Source organism: Conexibacter sp. CPCC 206217, from assembly GCF_030646165.1.
In the GTDB taxonomy this organism is placed as follows: domain Bacteria; phylum Actinomycetota; class Thermoleophilia; order Solirubrobacterales; family Solirubrobacteraceae; genus Conexibacter.
Map to the genome: position 1 here is coordinate 37,838 of NZ_JAUTDO010000016.1, position 14,366 is coordinate 52,203.

Here is a 14,366-nt window from a genome sequence, read left to right on the forward strand (position 1 = left end):
ACTGCGCGCCCCCTCAGGCTGTGTCGGTGGTCGAAGCGGCGGATGGGTGCTCGGCGACGCGGGTCTCGCCGCGGGCGTCGCCGCTCAGCACGGCGCGGATCAGCTCGACCGCCGGCTGGCGCAGCTCGGTCAGCTCGCTCGCGCGGCCGCGCTCGACGGCGCCGAGCACCAGTTCGTTGACGGCGCCGACGACGGCGGTCGCGAGCGCGGGCGTCAGCTCGCGCAGGTCCGGCTGCTCGCGGCGGAAGTCGGCGCCGAGCAGCACGAGCTGCGCGGCGAAGCGCTCGATCGCCTCGCGGCGGCGCGCGAGCCCGGCGGGGCCGGCGCCGAGGATCTCGATCAGGAACGTCTGCGTCAGCTCGGGCCTCGCCGCCATCGCGGACAGGTAGGCCGCGACGACCAGATCGACGCGCTGCTGCCACGGAGCGTCGGCGGCGGCCGCCGCGCTCATCGCGCCGAGCACGTGCGCCGACGCGGTGTCGTAGGCGGCCAGGAAGCAGGCCTGCTTGTCGTCGAAGTGCTCGTAGAAGGTGCGCTTGGAGACGCGCGCGTGGCGGACCACGTCGGCGATCGTCGTCGGCCCGTAGCCCTTCTCCGCGACGGCGGCGTTGATGCCGCAGACCAGCCGCTCGCGCGGCGTGTCGCGGTCGGGCGCTTGGCCGCGCTCGGGATCCTGGTGGATCGACCGCGCGCGCGTGGTCCCGGCGGTCGCTTGGCCGCGTTCGGGGTCGTGGTGGGTTGCTGCTGCGGGAACCGGCGCGACCATTGGTACCGGACAGTACCATTGCGCCGATGGTGACTGCGACACTTGCCGACGCGCTCCCGCTGCCGTGCGGCGCGACACTGCCCAACCGCCTCGCGAAGGCGGCGATGAGCGAACAGCTCGGAGATCGCGCCAACCGCCCGACGCCCGCGCTGGAGCAGCTCTACGGACGTTGGGGCCGGGGCGGCGCCGGACTCGTGATCAGCGGCAACGTGATGGTCGACCGCCGCCACGTCGGCGAGCCGCGCAACGTCGTGATCGAGGACGCGCGCGACCTCGCGGCCCTGCGCGCATGGGCCGCGGCGGGGCGCGCGGGCGGCGCGGCGCTGTGGGTGCAGGTCAACCATCCCGGCCGCCAGGCGCTGCGGATCGCCGGAGCGCGTCCGGTCGGGCCGAGCGCGGTCGCGCCGAAGCTGCCGGGCGCCGTGACGCCGCACGCGCTGCGCGAGGACGAGATCGAGGAGATCGTCGCGCGCTACGCGCGCACGGCCGCGGTCGTGCGCGAGGCCGGCTTCGACGGCGTCCAGCTGCACGGCGCGCACGGCTACCTGATCTCGCAGTTCCTGTCCCCGCGCGCGAACCAGCGCGAGGACGCGTGGGGCGGCGATGCGGCCCGCCGCCGGCGTTTCCCGCTGGAGGTGCTGCGCGCGACGCGTGCGGCCGTCGGCGACGACTTCCCGGTCGGGATCAAGCTCAACTCGGCTGACTTCCAGCGCGGCGGCTTCACGGAGGAGGAGTCGGGCGACGTCGTCGCCGCGCTCGCCGAGGCGGGGATCGACCTGATCGAGATCAGCGGCGGCACGTACGAGGCGCCGGCGATGATGGGGCCGCGCGAGGACACCACCAGCGCGCGCGAGGCGTACTTCCTCGACTATGCGGTGCGCGTGCGCGAGCGGGCGCCGGGGGTGCCGCTGATGGTCACCGGCGGCTTCCGCTCGACGGCCGCGATGGCGGACGCGATCGGCTCGGGCGCGTGCGACGTGGTCGGGCTCGGACGTCCGCTCGCGCTGCACCCGGATGCGGCCGCGCAGTTGCTCGACGGCTCGCGCGCGCGAGTGGACGCGGGCAGAAGAGGGATCGGCCTGCGAACCGTCGACAGCGCGATCGACCTCTACTGGCACACCCGTCAGTTGCAGCGGATCGGCCGCGGGCGCGACCCGTGGCCGGGCGAGCACGCGCTGCACACGTTCGCCGCGTTCCTGCTCGCGAACGGCTGGGGCGCGGCGCGACGGCGGCGCGGCGGCTGAGCGGCGCGGGCGGGTGCGCGCGGTTGGCCTGGGGCTGAGCGGCACGGGCGCCCGTGCGACAGAGCGGGACGGGGTGGTTTGTCGGACGGCCTGACGGCGGCTGGCGCGCGGGCGCTGGGGGTTGGCGCTCGGTGCCCGAGCGACTACGCTTGGACGGTCAGTGCTCGGACGTTCGGGACCGGCAACGCGACCAGATGGCGGAGGGATTCTCAAGCTCCCCGATGGAACTGTCGAGGAATCCATAAAGTCGTAGCGCGAGCTTTCCATGGACGAACAACGCCCCGATCTCACTCCGCAGGACCCGAGCGCCAGCCGGCGCCGGATCCGCACGGCCCTGATCGCGGCGCTCGCACTGATCGCGCTCGTCACCGCGCCGGCCGTCGCGCTGGCCGACGATCCGCCCGCCGCTGACGGGCCGCAGCAGACCGAGCAGGCCCCGCCGCCCGACCAGCCGACCGCCGATCAGCCTCCCGCGGACCAGTCGGGTGCCGACCAGCCTGCGCCTGATCAGCCGACGATCGACCGGCCGACCACGGGTCCGCCCGTCGATCCGGCCCCGCCGGTCGATCCGGCGCCGCCCGTCGACCCGGCGCCGCCCGTCGATCCGGCGCCGCCCGTCGACCCGGCCCCGCCGGTCGATCCGGCCCCGCCCGTCGACCCGGTCCCGCCGGTCGATCCGGCGCCGCCCGTCGATCCGGCCCCGCCCGTCGACCCGGCCCCGCCGGTCGATCCGGCCCCGCCCGTCGACCCGGCCCCGCCCGTCGACCCGGCCCCGCCCGTCGACCCGGCCCCGCCGGTCGACCCGGCGCCGCCGGTTGACCCCGCGCCGGTCGAGCGGCCGCCCGTCGCCGAGCAGCCGCCGGCGGAGACGCCCGTCCCCGACGTGCCCGAGAGAAGAGATTCGCGCCCGCCGATCGACGAGACGACGAACCCGCCGAGCGTCCTGCCGAAGCCGAGCGGCTCCGGCACGCTGCGCCCGGCAGCCGACGCCCAGCAGCCCCCGGCCTCGTCCACGACGCCGCTGGCGACGCCGCCCACCACCACGCCCGTCACGCCGGACGCGCAGCCCGACCTCGCGCCGGTCGTCACCGCGCCGATCGCGCTGCCGGGCTCCAAGCACGCGGCCGACGCCGCCGGTGCGCTGGCCGACGCGGCCGCCCGCGAAGCCGCCGCCAAGCGGATCGTGCGCACGACGCTCGTCAAGCTCGGGATCGTCTCGGCCGACCCCGGCGCCACCGACGCGCCTGCGTCGCCCGCGACCAATGCCGACGGCACGCTCTGCGCGCCGGCCGTCGTCGCGAGCGCATCTCCGACCCCCGCCGCCGGCACGACCCGCCTGCAGATCGCCAAGACGACGCGCAAGGCGCACGGCACCGAGCAGCCCAGCAGCGTCCGCGGCCCGCCCGTCGGCCCGCTCGACTCGCCGTCCTCGCCGCTCAACGCGAGCGCGGCGGCCGCTCCCGGCTCAGGCGCCGGCGCCGGCATCAGCTTCTTCGCGATCCTCGTCGGCTCGATCAGCGCGCAGCTCGCGCAGGCCGAGTCCGTCACACCGCCGTGCTCGTTCGCGAGCAACTCGGCGACGCCGACCTCCGACGACTCCGCGCGCGCTCCTCCCGCCTCCTGAGTCGCCTCAGCGAGCCGCCCCGCCCGGGTGCCGGCTCTCCGTGAACTCAGGACAAAGGAGACCACCATGGTCGTCGCCAACGGCCGCATCGATCGCCTCACCACCAGCCGCAGAGACCGCATCACCCGCTCCTCGCGCGTGCGCTTGCTCGCCAAGCAGGTCGCCGCGGGCGAGTACCAGGTCGACCCCGAGAAGCTCGCCGAGGTGCTCGTCGAGCGCGCCCAGTTCCACCAGGGCGTCAAGGCGGACCTGCTGGCGCAGCGGTCGCCGTCGGAGCTGTGATCTCCGCACGGGACCAAGGACGCCCCAACACCAGCACCGGCATCGGCTCCGTTCGCGACCGCGCGGCCTGACGCTCAGGGCAGGCCGGGCGGTCGCGACAGCCATGTCGCGGCGCCAACCAAGGGGGGCCGAGAACGCGGGTGCGTACCATTGGAGCTCGATGCGGCGACGCTTGACTCTCGCAGCGTGCGCGCTCGCGCTCGCCGTCACAGCCGCCTCCGCGACGCTCGCGACAGCATCGGCAGAGGCTGCGGGCACCTATCAGGGCACGCTCACGATCACGTCGGTCGCGAAACCGAACGCGCCCGATCAGCCGATCGTCGTCACGGCGCAGGGCGCGATCGCGCAACAGTGCGACCCGACCGTCTTCTGTGGCTACTACCCGAAGGTCACGACCGTGCCCGCGAGCGTCGCCTGCCGCCCGCAGCTGACGAGAGAGGGCTGGATCGGCGACGTCTACGACGACGCGACCGGCCGCCAGCCGCAGGCGTTCACGGCGACGTGGCAGGAGCGGCCGTGGCTGTACGCCGGGCCCAAGCGCGCCTGCCTCTACGCCTTCGACGGCGCTGCCGACACGCTCGTCGCCGAGACGTCCTTCGACGTTCCTGGCGCACCTGCACCGGCGCCCGCGAGACCCGACCCGCGCGGGCGCGATCTCGTCCGCGCCGCGATCCCCCGCTCGGTCGGCGTGCGCCACGCCTACGGCTACGAGCTGAGCAGCGCGAACGTGCCGCGCAACGTCGGCGCAAAGCGCTTCGCCGTGCTCGCGCGCGTCGCCGCGAAGCGCTGGGGCCTGCGCGAGACCGGCACGACCGTCCGCGCGCCGCGCCAGGGCGACGGACGCAACACGGTCGGCTTCGCCCGCGACGTGCCGCGCGTGGCGCTCGGCGTCACGAGAATCCGTTCGGTCCGCTACTACCGCCGCTCCGGCGGCGTCACGCGGATCGTCGGCGAGCGCGTCGTCGAGCGCGACCTCAGCCTCGCGCTGGGCGTGCCGTGGTGGGTCGGGCCCGGTCCGCCGCCGTCCAACCAGGTCGACCTGCAGACGGTGATCGTGCACGAGCTCGGTCACTACGCCGGCAACGACCACGTCAGAAACTGCACCAACAGCCCTATGTGGACCGGGCTGCGGCCGGGCGAGTGGTGGTACAGCCGCTCCGACTGGTTCCAATTCGGCTGTCCCAACGTCCCGTCACCGACGGCGATCGCCACCGCCGCGACGGCGCGGACCGCCGCACGGTTCGCGCTCGCTCCCGGTGACCCGCGCCCGCTGCTGGTACAGCGCAGCGTGCGCAGAGTCTTCCTCGACTGAGGCGCCGCGCGAGCCGCCGCGCCTGAGGCGCGCCCTGGCGGCGCAGGCTGCCTCCTAGACTCGCCCGGCCTCGACGGCGGCCTGCTCGGCCTGCTCCAGCTGCTCCTCGACCAGTGCCAGGCCGGCGTCCCAGAAGCCCGGGTCGGTCAGGTCCAGCCCGACCAGCTTGCCCAGCTCCTCCGGCGCCAGCGAGCCGCCGGCCGACAGCATCTTGAGGTAGTCGGGCACGAACGACGCGCCCTCCTGCTCGTAGCGGCGGTAGACCGACAGCGCCAGCAGCTGACCGTAGGCGTACGCGTAGACATAGCCCGGCGTGTTGATGAAGTGCGGGATGTAGGACCACCACGTCTTGTAGCCCTCGGTCACCTCGACGGCGTCGCCGAACAGCTCCTCCTGCGTCTTCTCCCACAGCGCGCCGAACTGCTCGACGGCCAGTTCGCCGCCTTCGCGGCGGGCGGTGTGGATCTCCTGCTCGAAGTTGTGCATCGCCGTCTGCCGGAAGACGGTCGCGATCGCGCCCTCGATCGACTCCGACAGCAGCGACAGCCGCGACGCCGGCGTCGCGGCGGCCTCCAGCAGGCGTCCGAAGACGAGCGTCTCGCCGAACACCGAGGCGGTCTCGGCGAGCGTCAGCGGGGTGCTCTGGTGGAAGACGCCCTGCGGCGCGGCGAGCGCCGCGTGGACGCCGTGGCCGAGCTCGTGCGCGAGCGTCAGCACGTCGCGGCGGCGGGCGGTGTAGTTGAGCAGCACGTACGGGTGCGCGGACGGCACCGTGTAGGAGCAGAACGCGCCGCCGCGCTTGCCCGGTCGCACCGGCGCGTCGATCCACTGCTCGTCGAAGAAGCGGCGCGCGAGGTTGCCCAGCTCGGGCGTGAACGAGCCGTACGCGTCGAGCACCAGCTCGCGCGCCTCGCGCCAGCTGAAGCGCTCGTCGACGTCGGCGACGGTCGCGGCGCGGTCGTAGTCGGCCAGCTTGTCGACTCTCAGCAGCCTCGCCTTCAGCTTGTACCAGCGCTGCGGCACGTCGAAGCGGTTGCTGACGGCGGTCACGAGCGCCTGCACCGACTCGTCGCTGGCCTCGTTGGCGAGGTTGCGCGCGGTCAGCCAGCCGGGGTAGCTGCGCAGGCGGTCGTCGACGGCCTTGTCGTGCAGCAGCGTGTTGAAGATGAAGGCGCGCGTGCGCAGGCCGGGCTCCAGCGCCGCGGTCACCGCCTCCGCCGCGCCGCGCCGCTCGTCGCGATCGGGACCGGACAGCAGCGCCAGGGCCTGCTCGAGCGAGACCGGCTCCTCGGCCGAGGGCAGTCTCACCTCCAGCGACGACATCAGCTCGGCGAACAGCCGCGTCCAAGCGCTCGCTCCGGAGATTCCCTTCTCGGCGAGGATCCGCTCCTCCGGCTCACTCAGCAGGTAGGGGCGGTAGCGGCGCTCGGTGCGCAGGTAATGGGCGAAGAACTCGTTGCCCTCGCCTCTCAGCAGCTCCTCGGCGCGCTCGTCGGGCAGCTCGGCCCATTCCAGCTCGAAGAACAGCAGTCTCGTCTGGATCTCGGTCGCGCGCTCCTGCACATGCTGCAGCAGCGCGCCGATCGCCGGGTCGGCGGTGTCGACGGCGAAGCGCAGGGAGGCGTAGGAGCCGGCGCGGCCGACCAGCTCGTGCAGCTCGGCGAGCTGCTGCATCGCGGCGCGCAGGCCGGCGGCGTCGAGCTCGGCGAGTCTGCCCGCGTAGGCGGCGGCGAACGCGTCCGCGCGCTCGAGCCCCTGAGCGAGCAGGCTGCGGACGCCCTCCTCACCCTGTCCGTCGACGAGCGGGTCGAGGTTCCAAGCGACGCCGGCGACCTCGTCGTCCGCGGGCTCCTGGTTGGTGGCGGCAAGGGTCGTCATCGCCCCAGCTTAGAACCTTGCGCGCGCGTGCCCGCGATCGCTTGGCGAGCCTGCAAGATCGCGTGCAGCGGCAGGAGCGCGAGGCGCTGCGACGGCCTCGCTCGCGCGGATCTGCGATCCTGAAGCGGCAGCCAGACGCACATATGCCGAGTTCCTGCCGTCACGACGGCGGGGAGCGGGGGACCCACTCGGGCCGGATCCGTCCGGCCCACGGGGCGAATCGCCACCAGCCACTCCGCCATCGGAGGGCTCCGGAGGCGTAGCGCACTCTTTCAGCGCGAGCCCGTCAGCTCACCTCGTAGGCACCGAAAGAGAACTGATGGAGGGCGCATGCCTGCGAACTGTCCCGACGTGGACGCCGACGATCTCGTTCAGCCCGAACGCTGGGAGCGCTCCCGCGAGCGCTCGCACGTCCGGCGCCTGGTGGCGCTGCGGCGCCGCCGTCGCCGCCGCGGCTCGCGCAGCGTCGCGCTGGTGATGGCCGCGGCGCTGACGCTCGGCGTCGGCGGCGCGTTCGCCGCCTCCGGCGACGACGACGGATCCGGCGGCGGGTCGCTCAAGCGCGGCAGCAGCGGCCCGGCGGTCGTGCAGCTGCAGCAGAAGCTCGGGATCGGCGCTGACGGCGCGTTTGGTCCGCAGACGGAGAAGGCCGTGCGCGCCTACCAGCGGCGCAAGGGCCTCGAGGTCGACGGCGTCGTCGGCCCGCAGACGGCCGGCGCGCTCGGCATCAGCCTCGCGACCGCACGGGCGCAGTCGGTCGGCCGCGGCGGCTCGGCGGGCAGCAGCGTGCAGCTGCCGCCGATCCTCGACTCGATCGCAGAGTGCGAGTCGGGCGGCGACCCGCGCGCGATCTCGTCCGACGGCACCTACCGCGGCAAGTACCAGTTCGATCGCTCGACGTGGGCCGCCTACGGCTCCGCAGGCGATCCGGCGCGCGCCTCCGAGGCAGAGCAGGACCGTCGCGCCCTGAAGCTCTACAACGCCCGCGGCACGTCGCCGTGGCCGAACTGCGCGTAGCGCGCTGATTCGCTCGGGCCCCGCGCCACGACGCGGGCCCGGGCGGGCTATCTGCCGAACCCTTCCTCGCCCGGCGGATCGCCGCGCAGGATCCAGGCGCCGTCGTCGCGCCGTTCGACGACTCCGCGCCGCGTCAGGTCCGACAGCGCGGTCGTGACCGACGGGCGCTGCGCGCCGATCAGCCGGCCGAGCACCTGATGCGTCAGCGGCAGCTCCAGCACGACGCCGTCGGGGCCGACACGGCCCCAGCGGTCGGCGAGGCCCCAGAAGAGCAGCTCCAGGCGCGCGTCGACACGCGTCAGGTGGCTTGTCGCCTGTGTCGTCGCCAGCTCGGCCGAGCGGCGCACGGCGCGCGCGGCGAGCGCGCTGACGAGCTCCGGCCAGCGGCCGAGGATCGCGGTGATGCGGCGATCGAGCACTGCGAGGCGGACCGGTTGCAGCGCCGTCCAGATCACGCGCGGGCGGACGGTCACGACCTCGCGCTCCCAGTCCCACGGTCGCAGCAGGTCGCCGCGGCCGAGCAGCTCGGTGCAGGCGGCGCGGGCGAACGTGACGTCGCGCATCAGCAGGCCGTCGAGCACGAGCAGACCGAGATGGCCGCTGCCGCCGTCGGCCGGCCGCGCCGGCTCCCACACGCCCGGGGCGATCGTCTCGACCGCCGCGATCGCGTGGCGAGTCGCGAGCTGCAGGCTCGTCTGATCGAGTCCCGCGGCGAGCTCAGGGTCCTGTTCGAGGACTCGTACGAAGGCGTTCCCACTCGGCATCGTGAAACAGCGTATTGGCGTCTGAACCCCGGTGCCACACATAACTGTCGCCGACACAGCGTCAGACAGACTGTCAGCGACGCGAGCGCCTATGCGCCAGCGAGTGGTGGTGGTGGAACGTGGTTCCCGCTGCGCGCGACCGCGTTTCGCGTGCGCCGGGGGGAAGGGCCGACGTTGCGCCGGGGGGAAGGGCCGGCGCTAGGCGCGCGGGGCGAGGCGCGCGCGCAGCAGCTCGCCGCCGTCGGGCAGCGGCTCGACGTCGAGCTCGTCGGCCAGCCTCTCCAGCAGGCAGCCGAGCCCGGGCAGTTCGGTGTCGCGCACGAGCCGCTGGGCACCGCCGGGAACGAGCGGGCCGATCACGAGGTCGAAGCCGTGCTCGTGCTCGTCGATCGAGACGTGCGCGTCGCCGCTGCCGTCGAAGGCGTGGGCGCCGGCCGCGCCGGCGATCGCGTCGCTCACGATCTGCGCGTCGGAGAGCCGGTCGATCGAGAAGTCGGCACGGGCGGCGACGAGCGAGACGACGCGGCCGAGCACCGCCGCGGCGTGTTCGCCGGGCGCGAGCGTCAGCGCGACCCCGAGCGGCGGCGGCGGGACGTCGCGCGAGAGCTGCACCACGAGCGGCGGCGGCTCCTCCTCGAGGTCGAGGTCGAACGCGATCCGCACCTCGGTGCCGTAGCGGCCGCCGGCGATCCCGAACTCGTCCGACAGCGAGGCGATCAGCGCGAGCCCGAAGCCGAGCGGCGGCCCGTCGCCCTCCGAGGGGAGCGGCCGCAGGCCGTGACCGCGGTCGCGCACCGACAGCACGAGGCGGTCGTGATCGACGGCCATCGTCACGTCGAGCGGGCCGTCGTGGTTCTCGTACGCGTGCACGACCGCGTTCGTGCACGCCTCGGTGATCGCGATCTTCATGTCGGCCGCGCGCGCCGCGTCCAGGTGCAGGCTGTCGGCGAGGCCGGCCAGCGCCTGCCGCACGAGCGCGACGTTCGCCGGAACGGCGGGCAGACTGAAGCGAACCTCGGGTGAGCCCGAGACAACCGCTGGGGGGGTGCCGCCCGCCTCTGTGGAGATGCTGGTGCCGTCGCTCACGTCACATCCCGTATGAGCGCTCCGGGGGTTCGCCAAACCTGCATGTTCGAGCAGCCTGTCGGATCACCAACCGCTGACGCAGATTTGCTGACGGCGCCGTCACGGCGGCTCAGTCTAGTGATCCGGCTCGCCGCACCCTGGCACCGTCGCGCGATGCCGTAGCATCGCCGCCCGTGGAGATCGTCGGTCCGACACTCGCGCTGCGCCTCGCGACCCCCGCGGACGCTCCCGCGCTGTTCGAGCTGGCGAGCGATCCGCAGGTCACGAGGTTCTTCTCGTGGGGCCCGTACACGAGCGTCGAACAGCCGCTCGCCTACATCGACCGGCTCGTCGGCCAGCGCTCCCGCGGGGAGCAGTTGGACGTGTTGATCGTGCACCGCGAGGCCGGCCCGATCGGCGTCACCGGCCTGGTCGAGTTCTCCCACCGCGACCGTCGCGCGATCGTCGGCTCATGGCTCGGGCGCGCGTGGTGGGGCAGCGGCGCGAACACGGAGGCGAAGGCGCTCGTGGCGCGGCTCGCGTTCGAGCATCTCGGCCTCGACCGCGTCGGCGCCTACGCCGACGTCGAGAACGGGCGCTCGCAGGCGGCGCTGGAGAAGGTCGGCTTCGTGCGCGAGGGCGTGCTGCGCAGTTGGCACCGGCACGGCGACAGCGTCCACGACGTCGTCATGTACGGACTGCTCAGAGACGACTTCGCGCGCTCGCCGCTGGCGGCGGTCCCCGCCGTGCTGCACGGGGAGCCGCCACCGGAGTTCGTCGTCTTCCAGCCCTAGCTGCCGAACGGCGAGGGCGTCGTCGGCGGGGGCGGCGTCGACGGCGAGGCCGGGTATGAGGGCGTGCCGTCGTCCTCGGGCGAGATCGGCGGGTAGGTCTCGGTGACGAGGCCGAGGTATGCGCCGCCGAGCGCGTAGTACGCCAGCGCCATCTTCTGCACGTCGAAGAGACCCTTCGGGTTCTTGCCCGTGATCACGATCACGACCCACAGCAGCACGCCGACGATCTGGTAGAGGATGCTGAACAGCCACAGCATGACCATCACCGGGATGCCGATGATGATGCGGAACAGCGTCTTGACGCGGCTGTAGCTCTCCTGCGGCGCCGGGATCACGAGCCGGATCGGGTACTCCGGATGTTCGGCACCGTCGAATGGAGGCCAGACGTCCGTGAGCAGATACATCCAGCTGTAGACCCGCGCGTGGAAGCGCAGCGACATCGCCGTCAGGTTGTAGAGGCCGTCCGGATAACGACCCGTGAAGACGATCGCGAACCAGCCGACGATGATGCCGATCGCGCCGACGAGCGCCCAGAAGTAGGAGACGATCAACCAGGGGATCGCGACGATCAGGCGGAAGAACGTTGTCAGCCGGCTCTGATGTTCCTTGTAGTCGGCCTGGTATGCGACGGGGTACGCCATTGCGGGGGGAACCTCCTGAAGTGGTGCGGATGCGCTGCTAGCGCGCACATCGAACCAGGAAGCGCGGCGGAAAACGTGAAGATCTGCACGAAGTGGCGGTTGGTCGCCGCGAAGTCGTGCAGGAAACGGAGAAAGTGGCGTGTCGCCGGGCGACACGCGGTGATCAGGTGCGGCGCGCTTCCCAGCTGAAGCCGCGGATCGCCAGCGCGACGCCGAGGATCGTCCAGGCGACGATCACGCCGAGCGAGGAGAGCTGGTCGCTGAGGCTCTCGCCGGTCACCATCGCCGCCGACAGCCCGTCGATCAGGTGCGTCAGCGGCAGCGCCTCCGCGATCCCGGCCAGGAACGCCGGCACGTTGTCGGCGTCGTAGAAGACGCCGGAGATGATGATCAGCGGCAGGAAGATCGCGTTGACGTACGCGGGCGCCGACTCGTTGTTGGGGATCACGTGCGAGAGCGCGACGCCAAGCGAGGCGAAGCAGAGCACCCCGAGCACGACGAAGACGAGCAGCTCGCCGGGGTTCGGCGGCCAGTCGATGCCGAAGAAGACCTTGCCGGAGACGACGATCAGCACCATCTGCATCGCCGTGTTCGTGATCGAGTGCGCCGCGATCCCGGTCAGGTACGCGCTGCTCGGCATCGGCGTGCCGCGCATCCGCTTGAGGATGCCCTGCTCGCGCATCGCGGTCATGTTGTACGCGAGCGCGCTGAAGGTGGTCGAGACGACGCTCATGCCGGCGATGCCGGGGACGATCACGTTGAGGTCGTCCTGATCGGAGCTGAAGATCGCGCCGAACATCGCCAGCAGCAGCAGCGGCAGCATGAAGTTGAAGAAGGCGGCGCTGGGGTTGCGCCAGAACATGCGGCGCTCGAGCCGGTACTGGCGCCACGTCAGCGCGGCGAAGCTCTGCGAGCGCGAGACGCCGGGCGCGGCGGAGGCGGCCAGCAGCTGTTCGGACGCGGACATCAGGCGGTCAGCTCCAGGTAGACGTCTTCGAGCGTCGGCCGCGTGACGCTGAGGCTGTCGAGCTTCTCGCCTCTCGCGAGCGCGGCGGCCGTCAGCTCGTGCAGGAAGGTCGTCGGATCGTCGGTCTCCCGCTGGTTGAGCAGGCCGCTGCCGTTGCGCCACGCGACGCGGTAGCGGACCGAGCCGCTGCCGACGCCCAGCTCGCTCGGCGCGCCCTCGACGAGGATCCGGCCGTCCTTGATGATCGCGACGCGGTCGGCGAGCACCTGCGCCTCGTCGAGGTAGTGCGTCGTCAGCAGGACCGTCTTGCCGAGCGCCTTCAACGCGCGGATCGTGTCCCACGCGCCGCGGCGGGCGGCGGGGTCGAAGCCGGTCGTCGGCTCGTCGAGGAAGATCAGCTCCGGATCGCCGACGAGCGCGAGCGCGAAGTCGAGGCGGCGCAGTTGGCCGCCGGAGAGCGTGCGCGTGCGGGCGTCCTCCTTGCCGCGCAGGCCCGCAAGCTCGATCACCTCTTCGACGTCCCGCGGATCGGGGTAGAGGCCGGCGAAGTGCGTCAGCACCTCCTTCACCTTCACGTGACGGTAGATGCCGCTGCTCTGCAGCACGATGCCGACGCGGGCGCGCAGGTCCCTCGGGCGCAGCTGCGGGTCGTAGCCGAGCACCGACACCTCGCCGGCGGTCCGCTCACGGTAGCCCTCGAGGATCTCGACCGTCGAGGTCTTGCCGGCGCCGTTGGGGCCGAGCAGGCCGAACACCTCACCACGGCGCACCGAGAAGTCGACCCCTCGGACCGCCTCCAGATCGCCGTAGCTCTTGCGGAGTCCGCGGACTTCGATCGCCAGATTGCTGCTGCTCACGAAGGACCATGATGCCTCAAACGGCCTCGACACCAGCCCGTCGTCACATTCGGTGCCGCTCGACGGACGTTTCGCCGGTCGTGCGGGCAACCCTCTAGCCTGCCTCGGAACGTGCGCGCCGCCTGCATCGACATCGGGTCCAACACCACGCGCCTGCTGGTCGCCGATCACGTTGACGGAAGCCTTGCAGCGGTTGTCCAGCTGCGCGCGTTCACGCGGCTGGGGAAGGCCTGCCGCGCCGGCGGCTCGCTGCCGCAGGAGGTCGTCGACGGGCTCGCGGCCGTTGTGGGGGAGCAGGCCGCGCACGCACGGGAAGCGGGCGCCACGGCGCTGCGCGTCGTCGCGACCGCGGCCGTGCGGCGCGCCGAGAACGGCGCAGCGGTGTGCGCCGCGCTGGAGGCCGTCGCCGGGGTGCCGGTCGAGCTGCTGAGCGGCGACGAGGAGGCCCGGCTCGCGTTCGCGGGGGCGACGTGGGCGGACTCGGCGGGTGGCGCGAGCGCGACCGGTGGCGCCGCCGGCGCGGGCGGAGGAGATGCGCTGGGCGTGGCCGCTGGCGCCGCGGGGGCGGGCGCCGGCAGGGCGGCCGGCGCTGCCGCTGGCGACGCCCCGATCGGCGTCGTCGACGTCGGCGGCGGATCGAGCGAGCTGATCGTCGGGACGCGGGCCGGCGGCGTCGCGTGGTCCTGCTCGCTCCCGCTCGGCTCCGGCGACCTCGCCGAGGCGCACCTGCGCAGCGATCCGCCGGCGGCGGCCGAGCTCGACGCGATCCGCGCCGAGGTCGCGGCCGCGCTCGCCGGGGTGGAGGTCCCACCGGTCACGCGCGCGGTCGCGGTCGGCGGCAGCGCGACGTCGCTGCGCCGGCTCGTCGGTCCGCTGCTCGACGCCGACGCGCTCGCGGCGACCGTCGCCGGCCTCGCCGCGCTGCCGGCCGAGCGCGTCGCGGCGGTCCACGACCTCGACCCTGTGCGCGTCCGTCTGCTGCCGGCCGGGATCCTCGTGCTGGCGGCCGTCGTCGAGCGCATGGGTCCGCTGACGGTCGCGCAGGGCGGCCTGCGCGAGGGCGTCGTGCTGCAGCTCGCCGGCGCCGTCTGAGCGCAAGCGGCGAGGTCGTCGCCGCACTCTGCAAATTCTCTGCGCAGGCTCTGTGAAAAGTCA

At 73.2% G+C, this 14,366-nt stretch carries 14 protein-coding genes and 1 riboswitch; of the genes, 7 read left to right on the plus strand and 7 right to left on the minus strand.

All coding sequences use genetic code 11. The annotated features are described in order from the left end of the window. Nucleotides 1–13: 13 nt before the first annotated feature. Nucleotides 14–766 carry a TetR/AcrR family transcriptional regulator gene (locus tag Q7L65_RS26645; RefSeq protein WP_304726371.1) on the minus strand — a complete coding sequence of 251 codons (753 nt, stop codon included), beginning with the start codon at nucleotides 764–766 and terminating at the stop codon, nucleotides 14–16. Nucleotides 767–792: 26 nt separating this feature from the next. Here Q7L65_RS26645 and Q7L65_RS26650 point away from each other — a divergent pair, with 26 nt between their 5' ends. The 4 genes from Q7L65_RS26650 (at nucleotide 793) to Q7L65_RS26665 (ending at nucleotide 5,228) form a co-directional block, all read left to right on the plus strand. Next, a complete protein-coding gene (locus Q7L65_RS26650) occupies nucleotides 793–2,010 on the plus strand; it encodes an NADH:flavin oxidoreductase/NADH oxidase family protein (protein WP_304726373.1) in 1,218 nt (405 codons plus the stop codon). 265 nt (nucleotides 2,011–2,275) lie between these two features. Further along, on the plus strand, nucleotides 2,276–3,634 hold the full coding sequence (locus Q7L65_RS26655; protein WP_304726374.1) for a hypothetical protein: 1,359 nt from the start codon (nucleotides 2,276–2,278) through the stop codon (nucleotides 3,632–3,634). Between the two features lie 66 nt (nucleotides 3,635–3,700). Next, nucleotides 3,701–3,916, plus strand: a complete 216-nt coding sequence (locus Q7L65_RS26660) for a flagellar biosynthesis anti-sigma factor FlgM (protein WP_304726376.1) — start codon at nucleotides 3,701–3,703, stop codon at nucleotides 3,914–3,916. A 160-nt stretch (nucleotides 3,917–4,076) separates the two neighbouring features. Then, the gene (locus tag Q7L65_RS26665) at nucleotides 4,077–5,228 is read left to right on the plus strand and encodes a hypothetical protein (protein WP_304726379.1); all 1,152 of its coding nucleotides are present in this window, start codon (nucleotides 4,077–4,079) and stop codon (nucleotides 5,226–5,228) included. Nucleotides 5,229–5,282: 54 nt separating this feature from the next. Here Q7L65_RS26665 and Q7L65_RS26670 read toward each other — a convergent pair whose 3' ends face one another. Continuing rightward, complete coding sequence (locus tag Q7L65_RS26670; RefSeq protein WP_304726381.1) at nucleotides 5,283–7,106, minus strand: M3 family oligoendopeptidase; 1,824 nt, start codon at nucleotides 7,104–7,106, stop codon at nucleotides 5,283–5,285. 134 nt (nucleotides 7,107–7,240) lie between these two features. Further along, nucleotides 7,241–7,427: riboswitch (cyclic di-AMP (ydaO/yuaA leader) on the plus strand. 9 nt (nucleotides 7,428–7,436) lie between these two features. Between Q7L65_RS26670 and Q7L65_RS26675 the strand changes: the two genes are divergently transcribed. Beyond that, on the plus strand, nucleotides 7,437–8,123 hold the full coding sequence (locus Q7L65_RS26675; protein WP_304726384.1) for a transglycosylase family protein: 687 nt from the start codon (nucleotides 7,437–7,439) through the stop codon (nucleotides 8,121–8,123). A 47-nt stretch (nucleotides 8,124–8,170) separates the two neighbouring features. Here Q7L65_RS26675 and Q7L65_RS26680 read toward each other — a convergent pair whose 3' ends face one another. Then, entirely contained in the window at nucleotides 8,171–8,887 is a 717-nt protein-coding gene (locus Q7L65_RS26680) for a Crp/Fnr family transcriptional regulator (RefSeq protein WP_304726385.1), read from the minus strand. A 198-nt stretch (nucleotides 8,888–9,085) separates the two neighbouring features. Further along, nucleotides 9,086–9,973 (minus strand): ATP-binding protein, encoded by an 888-nt coding sequence (locus Q7L65_RS26685; RefSeq protein ID WP_304726386.1) that lies wholly within the window; start codon nucleotides 9,971–9,973, stop codon nucleotides 9,086–9,088. Between the two features lie 173 nt (nucleotides 9,974–10,146). Here Q7L65_RS26685 and Q7L65_RS26690 point away from each other — a divergent pair, with 173 nt between their 5' ends. Next, nucleotides 10,147–10,746, plus strand: a complete 600-nt coding sequence (locus Q7L65_RS26690; RefSeq protein ID WP_304726387.1) for a GNAT family N-acetyltransferase — start codon at nucleotides 10,147–10,149, stop codon at nucleotides 10,744–10,746. On the opposite strand, the gene Q7L65_RS26695 is transcribed toward Q7L65_RS26690, so the two are convergent. The 3 genes from Q7L65_RS26695 to Q7L65_RS26705 all read right to left on the minus strand — a co-directional run bounded on the left by Q7L65_RS26695 (nucleotide 10,743) and on the right by Q7L65_RS26705 (nucleotide 13,211). After that, the gene (locus tag Q7L65_RS26695) at nucleotides 10,743–11,387 is read right to left on the minus strand and encodes a DUF4389 domain-containing protein (RefSeq protein ID WP_304726388.1); all 645 of its coding nucleotides are present in this window, start codon (nucleotides 11,385–11,387) and stop codon (nucleotides 10,743–10,745) included. The two genes, Q7L65_RS26690 and Q7L65_RS26695, sit on opposite strands and share 4 nt — an antisense overlap. Nucleotides 11,388–11,550: 163 nt before the next feature. Beyond that, complete coding sequence (locus Q7L65_RS26700) at nucleotides 11,551–12,354, minus strand: ABC transporter permease (protein ID WP_304726389.1); 804 nt, start codon at nucleotides 12,352–12,354, stop codon at nucleotides 11,551–11,553. Beyond that, a complete protein-coding gene (locus tag Q7L65_RS26705) occupies nucleotides 12,354–13,211 on the minus strand; it encodes an ABC transporter ATP-binding protein (RefSeq protein WP_304726390.1) in 858 nt (285 codons plus the stop codon). The genes Q7L65_RS26700 and Q7L65_RS26705 overlap by 1 nt, the downstream gene beginning before the upstream one ends. Nucleotides 13,212–13,322: 111 nt before the next feature. Here Q7L65_RS26705 and Q7L65_RS26710 point away from each other — a divergent pair, with 111 nt between their 5' ends. Then, the gene (locus tag Q7L65_RS26710; protein ID WP_304726391.1) at nucleotides 13,323–14,303 is read left to right on the plus strand and encodes a Ppx/GppA phosphatase family protein; all 981 of its coding nucleotides are present in this window, start codon (nucleotides 13,323–13,325) and stop codon (nucleotides 14,301–14,303) included. Nucleotides 14,304–14,366: the final 63 nt, after the last annotated feature.